The organism is Actinoplanes sp. NPDC051861 (assembly GCF_040681145.1).
Lineage (GTDB): Bacteria > Actinomycetota > Actinomycetes > Mycobacteriales > Micromonosporaceae > Actinoplanes.
In genome coordinates this window covers 167,700-188,383 of sequence record NZ_JBFAYE010000020.1, presented here as the reverse complement: position 1 = coordinate 188,383, position 20,684 = coordinate 167,700, and the positions used below count along the sequence as shown (strand labels likewise).

General features: G+C 70.5%; 19 protein-coding genes. 12 read left to right on the top strand and 7 right to left on the bottom strand.

Annotation, left to right across the window (positions count from 1 at the left end):
- Nucleotides 1–19: 19 nt before the first annotated feature.
- Complete coding sequence (locus tag AB0M02_RS36515) at nucleotides 20–1,684, top strand: glycoside hydrolase family 43 protein (protein ID WP_364235583.1); 1,665 nt, start codon at nucleotides 20–22, stop codon at nucleotides 1,682–1,684.
- An 83-nt stretch (nucleotides 1,685–1,767) separates the two neighbouring features.
- Here the strand turns inward: AB0M02_RS36515 and AB0M02_RS36510 are convergent, their stop codons facing one another.
- Nucleotides 1,768–3,279 carry an alpha-L-arabinofuranosidase C-terminal domain-containing protein gene (locus AB0M02_RS36510; protein WP_364235581.1) on the bottom strand — a complete coding sequence of 504 codons (1,512 nt, stop codon included), beginning with the start codon at nucleotides 3,277–3,279 and terminating at the stop codon, nucleotides 1,768–1,770.
- A 2-nt stretch (nucleotides 3,280–3,281) separates the two neighbouring features.
- On the bottom strand, nucleotides 3,282–4,532 hold the full coding sequence (locus AB0M02_RS36505) for an endo-1,4-beta-xylanase (RefSeq protein WP_364235579.1): 1,251 nt from the start codon (nucleotides 4,530–4,532) through the stop codon (nucleotides 3,282–3,284).
- Between the two features lie 215 nt (nucleotides 4,533–4,747).
- On the opposite strand from AB0M02_RS36505, the gene AB0M02_RS36500 reads away from it, so the two are divergent.
- The 3 genes from AB0M02_RS36500 to AB0M02_RS36490 are packed head-to-tail and all read left to right on the top strand — an operon-like array spanning nucleotide 4,748 to nucleotide 7,843.
- Entirely contained in the window at nucleotides 4,748–6,004 is a 1,257-nt protein-coding gene (locus AB0M02_RS36500; protein WP_364235577.1) for an extracellular solute-binding protein, read from the top strand.
- Between the two features lie 13 nt (nucleotides 6,005–6,017).
- A complete protein-coding gene (locus AB0M02_RS36495) occupies nucleotides 6,018–7,007 on the top strand; it encodes a sugar ABC transporter permease (RefSeq protein ID WP_364235575.1) in 990 nt (329 codons plus the stop codon).
- A 2-nt stretch (nucleotides 7,008–7,009) separates the two neighbouring features.
- Nucleotides 7,010–7,843, top strand: a complete 834-nt coding sequence (locus AB0M02_RS36490; RefSeq protein ID WP_364235573.1) for a carbohydrate ABC transporter permease — start codon at nucleotides 7,010–7,012, stop codon at nucleotides 7,841–7,843.
- A gap of 9 nt (nucleotides 7,844–7,852) precedes the next feature.
- Here the strand turns inward: AB0M02_RS36490 and AB0M02_RS36485 are convergent, their stop codons facing one another.
- The 4 genes from AB0M02_RS36485 to AB0M02_RS36470 all read right to left on the bottom strand — a co-directional run bounded on the left by AB0M02_RS36485 (nucleotide 7,853) and on the right by AB0M02_RS36470 (nucleotide 9,939).
- Entirely contained in the window at nucleotides 7,853–8,836 is a 984-nt protein-coding gene (locus tag AB0M02_RS36485) for a nitronate monooxygenase (RefSeq protein ID WP_364235571.1), read from the bottom strand.
- Nucleotides 8,837–8,933: 97 nt separating this feature from the next.
- Complete coding sequence (locus tag AB0M02_RS36480; RefSeq protein WP_364235568.1) at nucleotides 8,934–9,389, bottom strand: hypothetical protein; 456 nt, start codon at nucleotides 9,387–9,389, stop codon at nucleotides 8,934–8,936.
- Nucleotides 9,379–9,549, bottom strand: coding sequence for a hypothetical protein (locus tag AB0M02_RS36475; protein WP_364235565.1), 171 nt, complete (start codon nucleotides 9,547–9,549; stop codon nucleotides 9,379–9,381). Before AB0M02_RS36475 ends, AB0M02_RS36480 begins: the two co-directional genes overlap by 11 nt.
- A gap of 132 nt (nucleotides 9,550–9,681) precedes the next feature.
- On the bottom strand, nucleotides 9,682–9,939 hold the full coding sequence (locus AB0M02_RS36470) for a hypothetical protein (RefSeq protein ID WP_364235563.1): 258 nt from the start codon (nucleotides 9,937–9,939) through the stop codon (nucleotides 9,682–9,684).
- Between the two features lie 293 nt (nucleotides 9,940–10,232).
- Here AB0M02_RS36470 and AB0M02_RS36465 point away from each other — a divergent pair, with 293 nt between their 5' ends.
- Nucleotides 10,233–12,659, top strand: a complete 2,427-nt coding sequence (locus AB0M02_RS36465; RefSeq protein ID WP_364235604.1) for an FtsK/SpoIIIE domain-containing protein — start codon at nucleotides 10,233–10,235, stop codon at nucleotides 12,657–12,659.
- Nucleotides 12,656–13,306 carry a hypothetical protein gene (locus tag AB0M02_RS36460; RefSeq protein WP_364235561.1) on the top strand — a complete coding sequence of 217 codons (651 nt, stop codon included), beginning with the start codon at nucleotides 12,656–12,658 and terminating at the stop codon, nucleotides 13,304–13,306. The genes AB0M02_RS36465 and AB0M02_RS36460 overlap by 4 nt, the downstream gene beginning before the upstream one ends.
- A gap of 42 nt (nucleotides 13,307–13,348) precedes the next feature.
- Here the strand turns inward: AB0M02_RS36460 and AB0M02_RS36455 are convergent, their stop codons facing one another.
- On the bottom strand, nucleotides 13,349–14,287 hold the full coding sequence (locus tag AB0M02_RS36455; RefSeq protein ID WP_364235558.1) for a DUF389 domain-containing protein: 939 nt from the start codon (nucleotides 14,285–14,287) through the stop codon (nucleotides 13,349–13,351).
- A 98-nt stretch (nucleotides 14,288–14,385) separates the two neighbouring features.
- Between AB0M02_RS36455 and AB0M02_RS36450 the strand changes: the two genes are divergently transcribed.
- From AB0M02_RS36450 to AB0M02_RS36425, 6 genes are all read left to right on the top strand, one after another.
- Nucleotides 14,386–15,708: a hypothetical protein gene (locus AB0M02_RS36450; protein WP_364235556.1), complete on the top strand. Its 1,323-nt coding sequence runs from the start codon at nucleotides 14,386–14,388 to the stop codon at nucleotides 15,706–15,708.
- 168 nt (nucleotides 15,709–15,876) lie between these two features.
- A complete protein-coding gene (locus tag AB0M02_RS36445) occupies nucleotides 15,877–17,091 on the top strand; it encodes a pectate lyase (RefSeq protein WP_364235554.1) in 1,215 nt (404 codons plus the stop codon).
- Between the two features lie 108 nt (nucleotides 17,092–17,199).
- Nucleotides 17,200–17,889, top strand: coding sequence for a class I SAM-dependent methyltransferase (locus tag AB0M02_RS36440; protein ID WP_364235551.1), 690 nt, complete (start codon nucleotides 17,200–17,202; stop codon nucleotides 17,887–17,889).
- 18 nt (nucleotides 17,890–17,907) lie between these two features.
- On the top strand, nucleotides 17,908–19,110 hold the full coding sequence (locus tag AB0M02_RS36435; RefSeq protein WP_364235549.1) for a histidine kinase: 1,203 nt from the start codon (nucleotides 17,908–17,910) through the stop codon (nucleotides 19,108–19,110).
- Nucleotides 19,107–19,775, top strand: coding sequence for a response regulator transcription factor (locus AB0M02_RS36430; protein WP_364235548.1), 669 nt, complete (start codon nucleotides 19,107–19,109; stop codon nucleotides 19,773–19,775). Before AB0M02_RS36435 ends, AB0M02_RS36430 begins: the two co-directional genes overlap by 4 nt.
- Before the next feature lie 18 nt (nucleotides 19,776–19,793).
- Nucleotides 19,794–20,630, top strand: a complete 837-nt coding sequence (locus tag AB0M02_RS36425; RefSeq protein ID WP_364235546.1) for an AraC family transcriptional regulator — start codon at nucleotides 19,794–19,796, stop codon at nucleotides 20,628–20,630.
- Nucleotides 20,631–20,684 lie beyond the last annotated feature (54 nt).

The window sequence follows — 20,684 nt, the reverse complement described above, 5'->3', positions numbered from 1 at the left end:
TATCAGCGGAAGGTTCCATATGACGATCGCCAAGGCCGCCGTCGCCGGCGTCGGTGAGGGGACCGGCCACCGCATGATCCGGAACCCGGTGCTGCCGGGCTTTCATCCGGATCCGTCGATCCTGCGGGTCGGTTCGGACTACTACATCGCGACGTCGACGTTCGAGTGGTACCCCGGTGTACGGGTGCACCACTCGACGGACCTGGTCGACTGGCAGCCGCTCGGCGGCGTGCTGACCGAGCGGCGACTTCTCGACCTCACCGGAACCGCCGACTCGTGCGGGGTCTGGGCGCCGAACCTCAGCTATGCCAACGGGCTGTTCCACCTGCTCTACACCGATGTGGCAACGTTCGCGGGCGGCTACTGGGACCCGCAGAACTACCTGGTCACCGCCCCGAGCATGGCCGGTCCCTGGTCGGACCCGGTGGTCCTGCACGGTCGCGGGTTCGACGCGTCGCTGTTCCACGACGAGGACGGCACCACCTGGATGCTGTCGATGCGCGCCGACTGGCGGCCGGGCCGCAACCGCTTCGCGGGCATCTCCCTCCAGCGCTACGACCACGGCGAACGCCGTCTCACCGGCCCCGAGCACCTGATCTTCGAAGGCACCGAGGCGGGCCTCACCGAGGCGCCCCTCATCTACCGCAAGGACGGCTGGTACTACCTGGTCACGGCGGAGGGTGGCACGACCCTGACGCATCAGGTCACCGTCGCCCGGTCCCGGACACTGCTCGGTGAGTACGAGGTGGACCCCGGCGGGCCGATGCTGACCTCCTCCGGCCGCCCGGACCTGGCACTGCAGAAGGCCGGCCACGGCAGCCTGGTGCGGACCGAGGCCGGTGAGTGGTACCTGGCGCACCTGGTCGCCCGGCCGTACGAGCCGTCCGGCCGCTGTGTCCTCGGGCGCGAGACCGCCCTGCAGAGGGTGGACTGGCCGGCGGACGGGTGGCCCCGCATCTGCGACGGCGTGCCGGCCGAGGACGTCCCGGCGCCCACCGGCATCACGCCGCGACCGCCGTCGGTCTCGTCCGAGCAGTTCGAGGACGACCACTTCGACGCGCCGGTGCTGGGCCCCAACTGGTCGACCCTGCGCCGCCCGGCCGGCGCGGGCTGGATCGACCTGTCCACGCGCCCCTCCCACCTGCGGATCCACGGCGGTCAGTCGCCGATGGCCCGGCACCGGCCCAGCCTGGTGGCCCGCCGGGTGACGGGACAGCGCAGCACGTTCACGGCGACGTGTGAGTTCGAGCCCCGCAATTTCCGGCAGCTCGCGGGCATCACGGCGTACTACAACTCCCGCAACTGGTACTACCTGCACGTGACCGCGGACGACGACGGCTCAGCCGTCCTGGATGTGCTGTGCTGCGACAGCGGGCGCGTCACCGCGGCTCCGGGTCTGCGGACACCGCTCGGCGACGTGCGGCGGGTGGGCCTGCGTGCCCGCCTGGACGGGCCGGTGCTGACCTTCGCCTGGACCCCTTCGCCGGACGCCGATCCGGTCTGGCGCGACCTCGCCCGGACCTTCGACGCCACCACGCTGTCCGACGAGTACGCCGTGACCATGGTGCCCGGCGAGCCCGAGGCCTGGGGCTTCACCGGCGCGTTCGTCGGCCTGTGGGTGCAGGACCTGGGCGCCGAGGGCGGGTACGCCGACTTCGACCGGGCCGAGTACCGCACGGACTGACGTCCACCCCTGCCACGGTCCGGGTCGGTGACCTGAGTCCCGGCCCGGACCGTCATCACAGGGTTTGTGTCACAGGGTCTGTGTCACAGGGCGCCGCTCACGGTGACGAACGAGTGCGCCGGCAGCCGCACACGCAACCTGCCGCCGTCCACCGACACCCCGTCGTAGGGGCGCGGCGCGACCGTCGACGGCGCCTGCGGCGTGTTGTGGTCCTGAAGCGTCCCCGCCGTCAGGATCTCCGCGTCCACCGCCTCGACCGCGCCGCCCCGCAACTCGATCTCCACGTCGGCGGGGGAGGAGGCGTCGAGGTTGGACAGCGAGACGAGCAACCGGCCGTCCTTGCGGCTCGCCGACACCGAGACGGTCGTCAGGGTGGCCTCGCCGACCGGGCGGGACGGCAGCGCGTCACGGAAGTCCACCCGCAGCGACGTCGCGTCCTGGTGGCCTCGGTTCATCCGGAAGACGTGGTACGTGGGCGTCAGGACCAGGGCCCCCGTCTCCGGGTCGGTGAGGATCATGGCCTGCAACACGTTCACCGTCTGCGCGATGTTGGCCATCACGAGGCGGTCGGCGTACCGGTGGAAGACGTCGAAGTGCACGCTCGCCACCAGCGCGTCGCGCAGCGTGTTCTGCTGGTACAGGAAGCCGGGGTTGGTGCCGGGCTCCACGTCGAACCAGGTGCCCCACTCGTCCAGGACCAGGCCGACGCTCCTGCCCGGGTCGTAGCAGTCCATCACCGCCGCGTGCCCGGCGATCAGCTCCTCGATCCGGGCCGCGGCCACCATCGTCGTGTAGTACTCGGCGGTGTCGAAGGCCGTGGCCGAGCCCTTGTTCTCCCACGGGCCGGCCAGCGTGTAGTAGTGCAGGGACAGGGCGTGGTACCCCGTGCTGCGGATGTGCTGACAGCCGAGATGGCCGAGCTGCTTCATCAGCGTCTCGGTCCAGTGGTAGTCGTCGCCGTTGGCGCCCGCCGCGATCTTGTACAGCTTGTTGTCGCCGTAGTCGCGGCTGTAGGTGCCGAAGCGGCGGGCCTCCTGCGCGTAGTGCTCGGCGGTCATGTTGCCGCCGCAGCCCCACGCCTCGTTGCCCAGGCCCCAGAACCGCACCCGCCACGGCTCGTCGCGGCCGTTGGCCTTGCGCAGCCGGGCCATCGGCGAGTCGCCGTCACGGGTCAGGTACTCGACCCACTCGCTCATCTCCCGCACGCTGCCGGAGCCGACGTTGCCGCTGATGTACGGCTCGGCGCCGAGCAACTCGCAGAGGGCCAGGAACTCGTGGGTGCCGAAGTGGTTGTTCTCCTCGACCCCGCCCCAGTGGGTGTTGACCATGACCGGCCGCTGGTCCCTCGGCCCGACACCGTCGCGCCAGTGGTACTCGTCGGCGAAGCAGCCGCCGGGCCAGCGCAGGTTCGGGATGCCGAGGTCACGCAGCGCCTCGACCACGTCGAGACGGATGCCGCCCTGGTGGGGGATGGCGGAGTCCTCGCCGACCCAGAATCCGCCGTAGATGCAGCGGCCCAGGTGCTCGGCGAAGTGGCCGTAGAGGTGCCGGTTGATCCGCGGTCCGCCGAGGTCGACGTTGACAACGGCTTCCACGGTCACGACTGGCCCGCCAGCCGCAGCGTCGCCGTCGTCTCGCCGGGTACCGCGATGGCCAGGTCGGCGGTGCCGCCGTTGTGGCGCAGCCGGTAGTCGCCGAGGAATCCGCGTACCCGGATCCGCCCCGCGTCATCCGTGCGCAGCTCCGTCGGCGGGAGCCACCACTGGCCCTTCACCAGGCTGCGCAGCGCGTCGTATGCGGGTTTCGGTGTGCCGTCGGCGCGCACGAGACCGCAGGGCGCGCCGAGCCAAGCGCCCTCGTCCGTGATCCCCCAGTAGGTGATCGCCTGGACCGAGGGATGCGAGAGCAGCGTGCGGTAGTGCCGCACGATCTCGTCGGCCTGCCGGTCCTCACCCTTGGGCGTCGAGGGCCACGACGGGACCTGGTAGTCGTTGAGGTCGTCGATCTCCGGCGGCATCAGGTCGCCGGAGACGAGCGTCGTCTCGGACATGTGCAGGGGCAGCCCGAACCGGGCGAACCTCTCGAGCACCTCCCACGTCCTCTCCTCGCCCCAGTAGCCCTGATGCATGTGGCTCTGCAGGCCCAGCGCGTCGATCTTGATGCCGGCCTCCAGAAGACCTTCGATCAAGCATTCGTACGCGGAGGACATGTCGAAGTCGTTGAGGATCAGAGTGGCCGTCGGGTCGGTCGCGCGCGCCTCCTCGAAGGCGAGCCGTACGGTCGCGATCCGGCCGCGCTCGCGGGCCAGCCGGGTGATCGCGTTGGGGTGCTCCTCGTTGCGGAACACCGGCATGATCACCGCCTCGTTGATCGCGTCCCACGTGTGCACGACGTCGGCGAAACCGGCCACCTCGCGCCTGATCCGCCTGCGGACCGTCGTCTCGATCTCGTCGACCGGCGCGTCCCGCAGCCAGTCGGGCGCCAGCGTGTGCCAGACGAGCGGATGTCCCTTGACCCGGCACCCGTGGCCGGCGAACCACTCGGCGGCCTGGTGCAGCCGCCTCGTCTGGGGATGACCCCGCTCCGGCTCGAAGTCGCTCCAGTAGAAGGGCAGGGTCGCCGTGTTGAAGACGTCGAACCACAGATCGGCGAGCCGTGAGGCCCGTTCCGTGGGTGCGCCGTCGAGGAAGTCGAAGCCGATGTTGCCGAACGAGAAGGCGTGGCCGCGCTGCTCGACGACGACCTCGCGGTCGCTCAGCGGCTCCCCGTCGGCATCGAGCACGGTGACCAGAACCTCGCCGGATCGATGATCGAGCTGAAACTTCCGCATCATTTCGTCAACTTCCATTTTGGGTTGGGTAACGCACGGGCCTGCTCAAGGCCTTCTTAAGTCACTTTGGGTGGGACTGGCGTTACAGATGTGTTACCGGTGATCACGCTGGATATCTTGACATGCCTATCTGCCACTTCATAGCTTGAGCGCCATCTTCCGGAATTATTCCGAAACTTTCGCTACGAGAGGTGGACCTCATGGCTCCCCGAAGGACTCTCGCAATAGCTGCCGTGGTGGCGTTGGGCGCCATGGGCCTGGCCGCCTGCAGTGGTGACGACGAGGGTGGTGACTCCGGCTCGGGTGACAAGGTCACCATGCAGTTCTGGCACAACGCCACGACCGGACCGGGCAAGGCGTTCTGGGACAAGACGGTCGCGGACTTCCAGACCGCCAACCCGAACGTCACCATCAAGATCCAGCAGGTCCAGAACGAGGACCTCGACGGCAAGCTGCAGACCGCGCTGAACTCCGGCTCCGCGCCCGACATCTTCCTGCAGCGCGGCGGCGGCAAGATGGCCGCGATGGTCGAGGCCGGCCAGCTCAAGGACGTCACCGGCGACATCTCCGACGCGACCAAGTCGGCGGTCGGCGCGGCCCTCGGCACCGGCCAGGTCGACGGCAAGCAGTACGCGGTGCCGGTCTCGATCCTCCCGGGCGGGTTCTGGTACAGCAAGGACCTGTTCCAGAAGGCCGGTGTCACCGCGCCGCCGACCACTCTGGAGGAGCTCAGCGCGGCGGTCACCAAGCTCAAGGCGATCAACGCGCCGATCGCCCTCGGTGCCAAGGACGCCTGGCCGGCCGCCCACTGGTACTACTTCCTCGCCCTGCGCGCCTGCAACCAGGCCTCGCTCGACGCGGCGGCCAAGGACAAGAACTTCAGCGACCCCTGCTGGACGAAGGCCGGCGAGGACCTCAAGACCTTCGCCGACACCAAGCCGTTCAACGAGGGCTTCCTGACCACCTCCGCGCAGCAGGGCGCGGGCAGCTCGGCCGGCCTGGTCGCCAACTACAAGGCCAGCATGGAGCTGATGGGCGCCTGGGACCCGGGCGTCATCGCCTCCCTCACCAAGGACACCAAGCCGCTGCCCGACCTGGGCTTCTTCCCCTTCCCGGCGGTTCCGGGCGGCCAGGGTGACCCGGCCGCGATCATGGGTGGCGCCGACGGTTACTCCTGCTCGGCCCAGGCCCCGAAGGCTTGCTCCGACTTCCTCAACTACATCGTCACCAAGGACGTGCAGGAGGGCTACTACAAGGCCTTCAACTCCCTGCCCATCAGCAAGGAGGCACAGGGCGCCGTCACCGAGGACTACCTCAAGGCGGTTCTGGACGCCTACAACAAGGCACCGTACGTGTCCCAGTGGCTCGACACGATCTACGGCCAGAACGTGGGCAACGCGCTGAACGTGGGCGTCGTGAACCTGCTCGCCGGCAAGGGCGACGTCGCCGGGATCATCCAGGCCGTCAACGACGCGGCCAAGAAGGGCTGAGGGACACCCGGCAATGACCAGCGACGTCGCTGACAAGAGCGGCCGCGTCGGCACCGGGGGTGGCGTCACCACGCCGCCCCCGGTGCGGCGCCGCCCGCGCGGGATCGGCTGGGCCCAGCGTCTGGAGATCGCGGCACTGTCCGGTCCGGCGATCATCATGTTCGTCGGGTTCGTGATCTTCCCGATCGTGCTCGCCGGGTACTACGGCTTCTACCGGTGGAAGGGTTTCGGGCCGCCGACGAACTTCGTCGGGCTCGACAACTACGTCACCATCCTGCAGGACAAGGCGTTCCACGAGGCGCTGTGGCACAACGGCCAGATCGTCGTGCTGTCGCTGGTCCTGCAGGGCCCGATCGCCATCGGTCTCGCGCTGCTGCTCAACCAGAGGATGCGCGGCCAGTCGATCATCCGGGTGCTGATCTTCGTCCCGTACGTGATCGCCGAGGTCATCGTCGGCACGGCGTGGAGCCTCATGCTGCAGGCCGGCGGCGCGGTCAACGACGTCCTCAGGTCGATCGGCCTCGACTGGCTGGCCCAGGACTGGCTGGCGAACCCGAGCCTGGCCATCTGGACCCTGATGATGATCCTGACCTGGAAGTACGTCGGGTTCGCGGTGATCCTGTTCCTGGCCGGCATGCAGAACATCCCCACTGAGCTGTCCGAGGCCGCCGCGGTCGACGGCGCGTCCTACTGGCAGATCCAGCGGCGGATCACCCTGCCGCTGCTCGGGCCGACGATCCGGATCTGGGGCTTCCTGTCGATCATCGGCGCCCTGCAGCTGTTCGACCTCGTCTACATCATCTGGGGCCAGTACGTCGCGTCGACGGCCGGCACCTCGACGATGGCGACGTACATGGTCACCGAGGGCCGCAACGCGGGCAACTACGGGTACGGCAACGCCGTGGCCGTCGTGCTGTTCATCATCTCGATGATCATCGCGCTCTTCTACCAGCGTTTCGTTCTGCGCCGGGACACCGAGGGCGCGCTCACCGAAGGACGGTAAACATGGCCACGAGAAAGGACAGCGCCTGGGGCAACCCGGTCGTCTACCTCGGTGCGCTGATGCTGATCGGGGTCATGCTCGGTCCGGTTCTGTACATCATCATCGGGGGGTTCCGGACCAACTCGCAGATCACCACGGACCCGGCGGGCCTGCCGGACCCGTGGGTGGCCGGCAACTACACCGACGTCCTGACCGGCAGCGTCTTCTGGCGCCAGGTCGGCAACTCGACGATCGCCGCGGTGGCCACGACGATCGGCGTCGTCGTCCTGGGCGTCATGGCCAGCTTCGTGCTGGCGCGCTACCGCTTCCGCGGGCGGGGCGCGATGTACGCCCTGTTCGCCGCCGGCCTGATGTTCCCGGCGACGGTCGCCATCACCCCGCTGTACATCCTGGTGAAGAATCTGGGCCTGGTGAACACGCTGCCCGGCGTCATCCTGCCGCAGATCGCCTTCGGGCTCCCCACGACGATCATCATCCTGGTGCCGTTCCTGCGGGCGATCCCCCGGGAGATCGAGGAGGCCGCCGCGATCGACCGGTGCAGCCGGCTCGGCTTCTTCTGGCGGATCGTGCTCCCGCTCTCGGTGCCGGGACTGATCACCACCGGCATCCTCGCGTTCGTCAACAGCTGGAACAGCTACCTGCTGCCGCTGTTCATCCTGAACAACCAGGACAGCTTCACGCTGCCGCTGGGCGTGCAGGCGTTCTCCTCGCAGTACTCGGTCGACACGGCGAAGGTGCTCGCCTTCACCTCCCTGTCGATGATCCCGGCACTGCTCTTCTTCAGCCTGTTCGAACGCCGCATCGTCGGTGGCCTCACCGGCGCGGTCAAGGGCTAGCTCCCCGCGTCAGGCGTGGTATCGGCCGAGCATCTCGGAGGCCTGGGCGGTGATGTCGGCGATCACGGACGCGGCGCTCTTCACCGCGTCCACCAGGCCGACACCCTGCCCGGCGAGCAGGGGCATCTCGTCCAGGTCTCCGGTGGTGGCACGCATGGGTACGAGGTTCGAGAACCGGGTGATCTCGACGTCCTGCCCGCCCAGGCTGGTCCGGCCGATGACCGGCCGGCCGGTGCCCGCCGGTGTCTCCTCGGTGGCTCGGTTGCGCAGCACCCGCATCGGATTGAAGTCCGGCATCTCCGGCCCGAACAGCGACGTCCGCACGGTCTCGGTGGCCGCCGCGGTGACCAGCCGCTCCTTGTAACCCTCGGCGGCGCCGGACTCGTCGGTGGCCACCAGCCGGGTGCCGATCCACGCGCCGTCCGCGCCCAGCATCAGCGCCGCCGCCAGCCCGCGACCGTCCGCGATCCCGCCGGCGGCGAGCACCAGCGCCGGCGCGACGGCGTCCACCACGAGCGGCACCAGCGCGAACGTCGGGAGGGTCGCGAAGTTGTGCCCGCCCGCCTCCAGCCCCTGCGCGACCACCACATCGACGCCGTCGTCGACCGCGTACTTCGCGGCGTCCACCGAGCCGACCTGCTCGAAGACGCGTACTCCGGCGTTGTGCAGGCGGTCGATCCAGGCCCGCGGCGGATGACCCCAGTGGAACGACGCGACCGGAACCCGGGCGTCGCACACCGTCGCGATCTGGTCGTCACTGGTGAACCCGGTGATGAAGTTGACGTTGAACGGCCGGTCGGTGCCGGCCCGGATCCCGCTGACGACCTGTGCCAGCACCGGCGCCGGCAGCAGCCCGACGCCGAGCGCGCCGAGGGCACCGGCGTTGCTGACGGCGACCGGCAGCTCGGGCGTCATGGCGACGAACGCCATCCCGGCCTGGGCGATCGGGGTGGCGAGCCCGTACTCCTCGGTGAATCTGGTTCGCAGCTCCATCCGGTCGACGATGGCACGGCCGGCCTGCCGAGCCTGTCGCCCGCGGGACAGTCCTACTGCGGGCCGGGTGCCGCCCTACTGCGGGCCGGGCGCCGCCTTACTGCGGGCCGGGCGCCGCGAGCAGGGCTCCCCAGACCTCGTCCAGGTAGTTCCACCACTCCTGGTCCTCGTGCCGGTAGACACCGAGGAGGTAGCCGCCGGCGACGAGGACGTGGCCGATGACGTCTCCCGGAGGCACGCCGGGGAACGTCACGTCCCCGACGGCGGCGGACCGGAGGACCGCCGCGAGGTCCTCCGCGCTGTGCAGTTTGATCCAGTCCGACTCGCTCTTGACGATCTTCTGCGCGAGATCCAGGAGTTCGTCGCCGGTGGCGCCGTCCCGGAACACGTCGTTGACCACGTAGCCGAGCACGAACACGGCGTACGACACGGCTGTGGCGGAGTCCTGCGTGTTCAGGCCGCGGAAAGCCGCCACCATCCGGTCGCCGTCCCGGGCGATGACACCCCGGTACGCCTCGCGGACGTGCTCCTCGATGCGCGGGTCAATCTCCATCGCGTTGCCTCCGGTGCTCCTGGTACCGACTCCAGAACGTGGAAAGCGTGTCGATCGCCGAGCTTCCGACGACGAACAGGACGGCGACCCACTTGTTCGGACTCAGCACCGCTCCCGCCACGCCGGTGGTGAAGGCGACCGCTTTCGGGCTGTAGGCCATCGTCCTGTCGATATGACGATGCCACCGCGCACCCTCCGGCGTCGAGGACCGTGCCCTCGCGGCCCTCGGCCGGCCACGCGGAGTGCCGGCCGGCCGGGGCAGGGGCGGAGGCGCTGACCCGCCTCCCTCTCTTCAACCGCCGGCGGCCGCCTGCGCCTGATTGATCACCTTGTCGACGAGGTCGGTCCCACCCTGCAGATAGGTGCGCAGTTCGTCGATCGACTCCTTGACGGCGGTCAGCGCGGCCACCTTGTCGGGGAACTGCGCCGCCGCCTGGATGGCGATCAGGGCCTCCGTGGTCGACTCGGCGGCGTTCGCCGCGCTGATCGCCTCTTCGATGTCGTCGGACGCCTCCTGCAGCGTTGAGACGATCTCGCCAATCGATGCCACGTCGCTCCCCCCGGTCGATCTGAACGCAGAGGATGGTAGCGAATCGCGTCGATGCTCGTGACACAGTGGAGGGTCGGCGGCCGCCCGTTTCGTCCGCTACGCTACCCGCGGTCGGTGGGGCGTTGCGGGGGCGGCAGATGCGGGCGTACAAGCGATCATTCGGCTCCGCGGTGGCGGAGCATCGCCGAGCCGCCGGGCTGCTCGGTGCCGCCGGCGCGGCTCTGCGGGCCGAGTACGACCGGGTGAACGGCGACGACTCGAGCCCCGCGCGGCAACGTGCGCTGGCCGCACGCCTGCGAGCCGTGGTGGATGGCCTTCCGCACTGGCTGGGCCGTCCGCTGGACGCGACGCCTGCCGACGGCGTACTCGGCCGCGACGCCGTCCCGCTCGTGCTGAGGGTGGGCGACGCGGCGCTCGACTTCGGCGTGGTGGCGCCGTTCCTCGGCACCGGTCACCTGACCGTCGACCGGGACGCACGCGATCCCGCGGTCGCCGCCTGGCTGCGCGGGACGCTGCTACGGGTGCTGGCCGCGCTGCCGGGTGACGCCCTCCGCGTGCTGCCGGTCGACGGCGGCGGCCTGGGCTCGGTGTTCACCCCCTTCCAGGCGATGATCGAATCCGGGCAGTGGGCGGTTCCGGCCACCGACCGCAAAGCCTTCCGGGCCGCCCTGACGTGCGCCGAGGAGTGGGTGGGCGCGGCACAGGCGGGCCGGGCCCGGCCGGAGACGCTGGTGCTGGCCGTCGCGGAGCTGCCCGCCGACGCCGGTGAGCGGGAGTGGGCCAGGCTCGCCGCGCTGGCCTACGCCGGCCCGGCATGCGGCGTGTTCCTGCTGCTCGCCGGCTGGCCGCCGGTGCCGCCCGGCCATGTCGATCCGCCGTACCTGGCGCACACCACGGCGCTGACCGCGGAGCGGGACGAGTGGTACAGCATGTCGGAACCGTCCGGCGCCGAGCCGCTGTCGGACGACGGGACCGGCCTCCCGGTCTGGTTGCGGCTGGATCCCGGCGCGAGCCCGGAGCTCGTCGCGCGGGTCAGCCGGCGGGTCGCGGAGGGCCTGGCCGCGGCGGCCCGCGCGGACCTGGCCGGGCTGCTGCCTGAGCGGATCTGGCAGGAGTCCTCGGCGCACGGGCTGGCCGCGCGGGTCGGCATGGCCGGCCGGGAGGCGTACACGCTGTCGCTCGACGACGCGACGCCGCACGCGCTGATCGCCGGCCGCTCCGGCGGCGGCAAGACCAACCTGCTGCTGATCCTGCTGTACGCCCTGGCCTCCCGTTACTCACCCGCCGAACTGACCCTCTACCTGCTCGACTTCAAGGAGGGCGTGTCGTTCGCGGAGTTCACCGCGACCGCGGCCGACGAGTCCTGGGTGCCGCACGCGCACACCGTGGGCATCGAGTCCGACCGTGAGTACGGCCTCGCCGTGCTGCGCCGGCTGGAACGCGAGATGAACCGCCGTGCCACCGCGCTCAAACGGCACGGCGTGACCAAGCTGTCCGAGCTGCGCCAGGCGGCCCCGGAACTGCCGATGCCCCGGATCCTCGCGGTGATCGACGAGTTCCAGGTGCTGTTCGCGGGCAACGACGCGGTGGCCCGCTCGGCGGCGGCCGTGCTGGAGAGCCTGGCGCGCAAAGGTCGCTCGTACGGTATCCATCTGATTCTGGCGTCGCAGACGCTGTCGGGCATCGAGGCGCTCTACACCAAGAAGGACTCGATCTTCGGCCAGTTCCCGCTGCGGGTGGCGCTGCCCGGTGGCTCCGGGATCCTGGACGTCACCAACGACGCGGCGGACGGGCTGGCCGTGGGCACCGCCGTGGTGAACGACGCGGGCGGCTTCGCCGGCGGCAACCGGCTGGTCAGCTTCCCGTACGCGGACCCGGCCGTGCTGAGCGCCCGCCGCCGCCTGCTGTGGGAGTCCCGCCCGCCGGCCGGCGAGCCACCGGCCGTCTTCGTGGGGTACGCCGAGGCGCACATCGACGGCGAGCCCGTCCCGAGGATCTCGGGTGGACCGGCTCACGCGCTGGTCGGCCGGGCGGTCGACGTGGGCGGGCCGGCCGCCTCGTTCGTCCTGGACTCGCGGCCGGGGCGCCACCTCGCGGTGCTCGGCACCTCGCCGGTCGGCGGTGACATCGTGCACGCGGCCGGTGCCGGGCTGGCGCGCCAGCACGAGCCGGGCACGGCGCGCTTCGTGGTGGCCTGCCTGGCGCCGGACGCGGAGCCGGCGCGCGACCGGCTGCTCGGGGATCTGGCCGCGGCCGGTCACCAGGCTGTCGAGGCCGGCGGCTCCGGTCTGCGGCAGCTGCTCGCCGAACTGGTTGTCCCGGACGGCGCCGGCGGCCGGCCCACCTACCTGATCGTTCTCGCCGCCGAGGTGGCTGTGCCGGTGCTCTCCGAGCGCGGGCCGGACCGCCGCACCGGCCTGGACGACCTGCGCACCCTGCTCCGCGAGGGACCCGGCCGGGGCGTGCACCTCCTGAGCTGGTGGCGGCTTCCGCGCCGGTTCGGCGAGGCGATCGGCGGCTCCGGCGGACGGGAGGACGTCGCCTGCCTCGTCGCGCTGAACGTGCCCGGCACCGAGCTGGGCACGCTGCTCGGCGACCACACGACGGTCTGGGAGCCCCGGCCCAACCGCGCGCTGCTGCTCGACCGGCACGAGCAGCGCACGCAGCTCATCGTGCCGTTCGTCCAGCCGGGACGGTACGACACCCTGGAGGGGGAGTGACGACGATCAACTGGTCCGAGTACGCGGCGCTGTCCCGGCAGCTGGGCGCCGAGATCCGTGCCGACGCGGCCTGGCGTGACGAGTCGCACGACGCGCTGGACCAGGCACGCGACGGCCTCGACGGGATGAACGAGCGGCTGGCCCGGCAGCGGGCGCGGTTGCTGGCGGTGGCTCCGTCTCTTCCCCCGGCGCCCGACTCGACCGCGCCGGTTGGCTACGCCGGCGACATCGCGGTCATGGCCGTCGACGCCTCGGCGGCCATGGACCGGGCCGACGAGGCGGCCACGCGCGCCGAGTGGTGGGCCGGGCGGCCGCCGCTGCTCCCGGGCATGTCGGTGCCGGGGCGTGCGGCGGTGGTGCACGGCGTGCTGGCGGTGGCGGCGTTCCTGGTGTCGTTCGCGATGTTCGCCGTCAACGCGTCCCGGAGCAGCGCCGAGGCCGGCGACGTGCTGCTGACGATCATCGGGTTTCCGGCGGCCGCGTTCGGTCTGGGCCTGCTCGTTCTGGCCACCGCCGGCCGCCCGCGCCGGCTCGCACCCGGCGAGCCGCCACCGGTGCTGCCGTTCGTGCTGGGGCTCGCCGTCAGCTACGGCGTGATGATCACCTGCTGGATCGTCTTCGTGGCCGTCGTCGCGGCAGCCACCTGACTCGATGCGCACCGTACCTCGTGACCTCGTGACCCCGCCGCCTCACTGTGAGGTGCCGCCTCGCGGCCAGCGGTGCCAGGCCACGCGTTGTACCAGCAGCGTGAGGACGCCGGCGAGGATGATCGCGGCCAGGTTGATGACCAGTTGCAGGGTGGAGCCCGCGGCTTCGTACCGCACGCCGTAGGCGACCGCCACGGCGGCGTTGGCGGCGGCCGCCACCGTGGTCACCGAGATCAGGACGCCGACCAGGGTGCCGGCCTTCGCGGAGGTCAGCGACAGGATGCCCGCGACGCCGCCGAGGAAGCCGATCACCCAGGACAGGGCGTCCGGGCGCCAGATGAAGTCGGTCAGGGGGCGTTCGGCCAGCAGCATCGACTTGTCCACGAGGCCGGCGGCGGTCAGCAGCCACACGGCGACGACGGTCAGCAGCATGGCGAACGGGAAGCCCACGCCGAGGGCGAGCGCGGCCCGGCGGACCAGCGGGGGACGCCAGCGTGCCAGCCCGACGCACATGGCGGCCAGGGGGCCGAACTCCGGGCCCACGACCATCGACCCGACGATCAGGATCGGCTGGTCGAGGAGGACGCCGATGGCGGCGATGATCATGGCGATGGTCATGAAGGCGAGGAACGAGGCGGACAGCTGCGTCTCCTCGCCGGTCTGGTGTTCGATCTCGTGCCAGACCACCGCGTCCACGCCGAGCCCGGGCGTGCGCCGCGCGGCGCGGTCGGCCGCGGCGGAGATCGTCGCGTCGACCCGCTCCACCACGATCGAACCGTCCTCCTCCAGGCCCAGGTCACGCAGGCTGTCCAGGAGCGGGCTCGCGCCCTCGCGCACGACGTCGAACTCGACCACGTCGCCGGCCGGCGACAGCGCCGCGCCGGCCAGCACGATCACGTGTGCCACCGCGTCGTCGGCCGTCAGCAGCCGCCGTACCTCCTCGGTGTGCTGCGGCGGTGTGATGACCCGTACATGCAACATGATCGCCAGCGTAGAAGGTGGCCCCTCAGCCGAGGGGGCAACCGGATGTAGGCCCGGCGGTACTACGAACGCAGGACCAGGACGGCATACTGACCGCCGTGGATGAGGACTGGAGCATCTCGGAGGAGCGGGGCGGCCCCGCTTCGCACGTGCTCGTGTTCGACGAGATCGTTGCGAGCGACCGGGAGGACCTCGTCGCCGAGGCGGTCGAGTTCCTGCCGTCGGTGCGCGGGGTCACCGCTGTCGAGCACGTCGAGCGCAACATCGTCGAGATCACCGCGCCGGGCGTGCCGGGCGGCCACCTGACCCGGCGGCTGCGCCGGTGGTGGGACGAGGCGGCCGGGCAGCAGCGCTCCTGGATGGCCGCGATGGATCAGGCCGCCCGCACCGCCGCCGGCCTGGCACCCGGGTTCGAGCGGGACGGCTGGCGGCTGACCCGGGTGGTCGACGCGGAGCTGACCCACACGATCGTTCTCGACCATCGGTTCGGCCGGGAGCCGGACGAGCACGTGCTCAGCGTCACGGCCGCCGTCCGTCTCGCGCTGCCGGAGCGCGACATGCACCAGCCGGTGGCCCACCACAGTCTCGACCTGGCCGACAGGTCGGCGTTCGCCGAGGTCGTGAGTGGTCAGATTCGGCCGTCGCTGGACGCACTCCCGTCCGTGGACGCCATGCTGGAGCGCTGGGGGCAGGACCGTTCCGTCGAGGCCGGCGGCCGCCGGCCGTACCCCGCCTTCGAGGCGCTGACGCACGGGCGGATGCTCGTCGCGCGCGGCCGGCTGCCCGAGGCGCACGTGATCTACCAGCACCACTACGAGCGGACCCAGCCGCGGCAGCGCGCCTATGTGCTGGGCCTTGTCGAGCAGCTGGGTGTGCCGCCGCTGACCACCGGGGTCAACCCGCACCTGAGTGCCGGCGACGAGACGGCTCTGCGTGACTGGCACGCGGGCGCCGCCGGACGGGCCGGGATGCTCCAGCGGCTGACCGGCGTGCCGCTGGACGGATCCCGGCGCTCGCTCGACGAGGTGTGGGGGCGGATGCGCCTGTCGGCTGATCGTTTCCGGACTGCTTTCGGCGATGACAAGCCCGTGTTGCCGAACTCGTACTACGGCGTGAACGCCAGCCGGGTGACGGTTGAGCCGTGGTTCCGGGTGACGGTCGAGGTGCTCACGGCGTACCTCGGCATGGTTTTGACCGAAAAAGAGCCGGGGACCCGGTGGGCTCTCGCGGGCGACGGTGAGCTGGGCATGGTGCTGCGCGGAGGCACCGGCCTGCTGTCGCGGGTGCTGGGCATCGCGGAGCTGCCGTTCGAGGCGGCGGACGACGAATTCGACCCGCGGCGGCTGCGCAGACTCGCCGACGACATGCTCCGCTGGCTGGGTGACGGCCGCTACGACCCGCAGATGGAACTGCCCGGCTGACGGCGGCCGGGGACGCGGCCGCGTTTGTGCAACAAGCAGCCGCGTTTGTGCAACAAGTGCGTATCGGACACCTCCTTGTCACGACATCGATCCGTCTCTATTCTCGCCAGGAAAGCGCTTTCCCCCCGGTTGAAGGCGCGACATCCCCACAGTGAAGGTGAGACACGGATGAGACGATCAGTCGCCCTACGGTGGGTGGCCGGCGGAGTAACCGCGGTCACCACCGCCGCGGTCATGCTGACGATGACGGCGCCCCAGGCCCTGGCCGCCGACAACCTCAGCCTCGGCGGTGGCGCCGACGGTTCCAGCAAGGCCAGTGGCACGAGTTACGGCAACGTCAAGGACGGCAATACGAGCACCTACTGGTCGCCGAACGGCTCGACCGGTTACGTCTCGGTCAAGTGGAGCAGCGCCACGACGGTCTCCTCGGCCGTCATCCGGCACGCCTCGGGCGGTGGCTCGATCAGCGCCTGGCGGGTGCTCAACGGCGACAGCGGCAGCGTCCTGGCCAGCGGCAGCGGCACTCCGGGCACCATCAACTTCTCGTCGACGTCGCTGAAGAAGCTCACCCTCGACATCACCAGCGCGTCCGCCGCACCGCGGATCGCCGAGTTCGAGACGTACTCCAGCGGCGGCTCGACCCCGACCACCAGCCCCACCTCGGGCCCGACCTCCAACCCCACCACGCCGCCGCCCAGCGGTGGCACCCCGACCGGCGCGTGGCCGTCCTCGGCGGGTTCGGTGAGCATCAGCAGCACGGTCAACGTCTCCGGCACCTTCGACGGTGGCATGAAGACCTACTGCTGCATCGGCGACGGCTCGCAGAGCGAGTCCCAGGACCCGATGTTCAAGATTGCGAACGGTGGCACGCTGCAGAACGTCATTCTCGGTTCCCCGGCCGGTGACGGTGTGCACTGCGAGGGCACCTGCACCATTCGCAACGTGTGGTGGAACGACATCGGCGAGGATGCCGCGACGTTCAAGGGCACCGGCGGCGGCACCAGTTACGTCATCGGCGGCGGCGCGCGGAACGGCAGCGACAAGACGTTCCAGCACAACGGGAACGGCACGGTCAACATCTCCGGCTTCTACCTCAGTGGCTCCGGAAAGCTGTACCGCGGCTGCGGCAACTGCACGAATTCGTACCAGCGTCACGTCCGGATCGACAACGTGCTGCTGAACAACATCGACATGGTCGCGGGCATCAACAGCAACTGGGGCGACACCGCCACCATCACCCGCGTGACCCTGACCAGCAGCTCCGGCGCCACGGTCTGCGGAAAGTACCAGGGCGTCGCCAAGGGCAGCGAGCCGAAGTACCTCGGCGAGGGCTGGAACGACAGCAACTGCAAGGTGAGTCAGAGCGACATCACCTGGAAGTAAGCATTCGGGGCGCCCGCTTTTCCCGGCGGGCGCCCACCGGCGTGAGACTTGAGAGTTAACGCCCGAGAGCGACGACAATGGATCGGCTGCTTCCTACATTGGGAAGCCATGATCACCCTTCAGCACATTCGCTTTCTTTATGAGAAATTCCAGGACGACCTTCATACGGTACGCAAGGAACAGCGCGAATTACGCCTCACGAACCCGGGAATGCGGACTCAGCTCGACGACCTCGAAGCCGAGATCACCTATCTGCTGATGCGGGACGAGCAGCCCGCCACCGTGGTCGAGATCGGCTCGCTGCACGGATGGTCCACGTCGTGGATCCTGCGGGCTCTGCGCGACAACGGCACCGGCGCGCTCGTCACCCACGACCTGATCGGCGACGCCCGCCGCCACGTGCCCGCCGATCTCGCCGAGGGGCGCTGGACGTTCGTGCCCGGCGACGCCCGGGAGACGCTGCGCGGCCACCGGTACGACATCGACCACCTCCTCGTCGACGCCGCGCACACCGCGTCGTTCGCCCGCTGGTTCACCGGCGAGCTGTTCCCCACTGTCCGGGCCGGTGCCACGGTGAGCGTCCACGACGTGTTCCACGGGCGGCGGCCCTGGCCGGTCAGTGAGGGCCGGGTCGTGCTGTCCTGGCTCGCGCGCAACCGCACCGGATACTTCACCGTGTCCCGTCTCGCCGCCGCACGGGTCAACCGTGAGCTCGTCGAACTCAAGCAGCAACTCGGCCTGCTGTCACCCGTCCACGACGGCCGCGACGATCCCATGCTGTTCTTCCGGATGCCCTGATCTGCTTCCATGTCACGAGTGGCGCTCCTCCTCCGCCGGCTGTTCGCCGTCTCCGCGCGCCCGCAACGCACCGTCGGCCTGCACCGTCCCGCACTGATGCGAGGGCTGCGGCTGATCGGCGTGTCGCTGCTGGCCCTGTACGTGACCGCCCTCGGCATCGGCGTGCTCGCCGAGGCCCTGCCGCGCAACCCGGTGCTGATCGTCGCCCTGACGGTCGTGCAGGCCGCACCGGTCGTTCTGGTGATCTACCGGCCGATCGCCGCGTGGTGGCTCTCGTCGCTGGCCGCCCTGCCGTACCTGATCCTGGCCGCCCACTCCGCCGGCGCGCTCTGGCCGTTCAGCGCCGCCGGCATCATCGCGCACCTGTTCACCGGTCTGGTGGTGGCCTACCAGGTGCCGCCGCCGGTCTACCTGGCGCAGTGGCTGATCACGGGTGCTGTCGCGGCCGCGGCGGAGGTGGTCCTCCCCGAGCCGGGGCAGATCAACAACGGTCTGGTGCTGTGCTGCCTCTACGCGGCCGGGCTCGCCGGCGTCGCGATCGCCCGCTGGCTGCGCGACGTCCGCCGGGAGCTGCGCCGTCAGGTCGGCATCACCGACGCCTTGCAGGAGCGCACCCGGATCGCCCGTGAACTGCACGACGTGGTCGCCCATCACATGTCGGTGATCGCGGTACAGGCGGAGGCCGCGCCCTACCGGGTCACCGGCCTCGACCCGGCCGCCGCCGAGAGCTTCACCTCGATCCGGCAGAACGCGCTGGCGGCGCTCACCGAGATGCGGCACATTCTGGGCATGCTGCGCTCCGATCAGGACACCGCTGACCGGTACGCCCCACAGCCGACCCTCGCCGACCTGGACCAGCTGTTCGACAACTGCCGCAGCGCCGGGCTGACCCTGACGACCGGCGTCGGGGGAGAGGTGCGGGTCCTGCCGGAACAGGTCGAGCTGATCGCCTACCGGGTGCTGCAGGAGGCGCTGAGCAACGTGATCCGCCACGCGCCCGGTGCCGAGGTCGAGGTGGTGGTCTCCTACGGCCCGGCCGCCCTCGAGCTGCGGGTCTCCAACAGCATCACCGTCGCCGGGACCGCTCCGCGGGCGGGCGCCGGCCACGGCCTGACCGGCATGCGGGAACGCGCCGCGGTCCTCGGTGCGACACTGCGGGCCGGGCACCGCGACGACGGATGGTACGAGGTGAGCATGTCGCTGGCCGTGGAGCAAGGATGAGCACCATGCCGATCCGGGTGCTCGTCGTCGACGATCAGCGCATGCTGCGGGAGAGCTTCGCCGTGCTGCTCGGCGTCCAGCCGGACATCGAGGTCGCCGGCGAGGCCGCGAACGGTGAGGAGGCCGTCCGGCAGGCCCGGGACCTGCGCCCGGACGTCGTGCTCATGGACGTACGGATGCCGATCCTCGACGGCCTGGAGGCGACCCGGCGGATCCTGGCGCACGCACCCGCCACCAAGGTCCTGGTGCTGACCACCTTCGACGAGGACGAGTACGTGCGGGAGGCGATCCGCGCCGGCGCCAAGGGCTTCCTGCTCAAGGACTCGTCCGCGCACCAGCTCGCCGACGCCATCCGCACCACGGTGTCCGGTGGTGCCGTGCTCGCCCCGTCGGTGACGGCCCGCCTGATGGACGACATCTCCCAGCGGTCCGCCCCGCGCGCACCGGTCTCCGACCGCCTGGCCGTGCTGACCAACCAGGAGATCAAGGTCCTGGGGCTGGTCGCCCGCGGCATGTCCAACGCGGAGATCGCCGTACACCTGACGGTCGCCGAGCAGACCGTGAAGACCCACGTGAGCCGCATCCTGATGAAGCTCCACCTGCGCGACCGTACCCAGGCGGCGGTGGTGGCGTACGAAACCGGGCTCGTGGTGCCGGGCCGCTGAAAGCCTATGCTCGGCGGCATGGTTCCCCCGGCTCACGACGACCTCGGTCTGGGCACCTGGCGGCGTGATCCGGGCACGGTGGTCCGCCGGGCGGTGTCGGTGCCCGCCGGTGACCTGTCACCGCTGGCGATCGTCGCCGAGTCGGAGGTGCCCGGTGCCGCGACGGACTGGCTGCCGCACTCGCATCCGATGCATGAGCTGGTGTGGGTGCGCGGCGGGACCCTGACCTCCCGGATCGGGAACCAGATCTTCACCGTGCCGGCCGGGTTCGGCCTGTGGCTGCCCGCCGGCGTGGTTCACGGGGGCCGGCTGACCGCTGGCGCCGAACTCCACGACGCCTTCTTCGACCCCGGCCGGACACCGGTCGCGTTCCCGGAGCCGACCTCGATCACGATGACCCCGCTGCTGGAGTCGCTGTTGATGCGCCTGGCGCGCAGGGACCTCGACGCGTCCGCGCGAGCGCGGACCGAGGCGGTCGTCTTCGACGTGCTCGATCCCGCGGAGCCGCAGTTCGCGCTGGTGCTTCCCGGCGATCCGCGAATCGACGCGATCGCCGAGGCGCTGATCGAGGATCCGTCCGACGACCGTGGCCTCCAGGAGTGGGCGGCGGACCTGGGTGTGAGCGACCGCACGATCACCCGGGCGTTCCGCGAGGCGACCGGGCTGTCGTTCGGGCAGTGGCGGCAGGTGCTGCGGGTTCATCAGGCGCTGGCGCTGCTCTCCGAGGGCGCCGATGTCCGGGGCGTGTCGGAGCGGCTCGGCTACGCCCAGCCGAGCACGTTCATCGTGGCGTTCCGCCGGGTGATGAAGGTGACGCCCGGCGTGCTCGCGCAAGGGTCCTCGTCTCGCACCTGATGTCCGGAATCCCGTATCAGCTGTCCTGAGTGCAGGATTGCCGACAATCCGAAG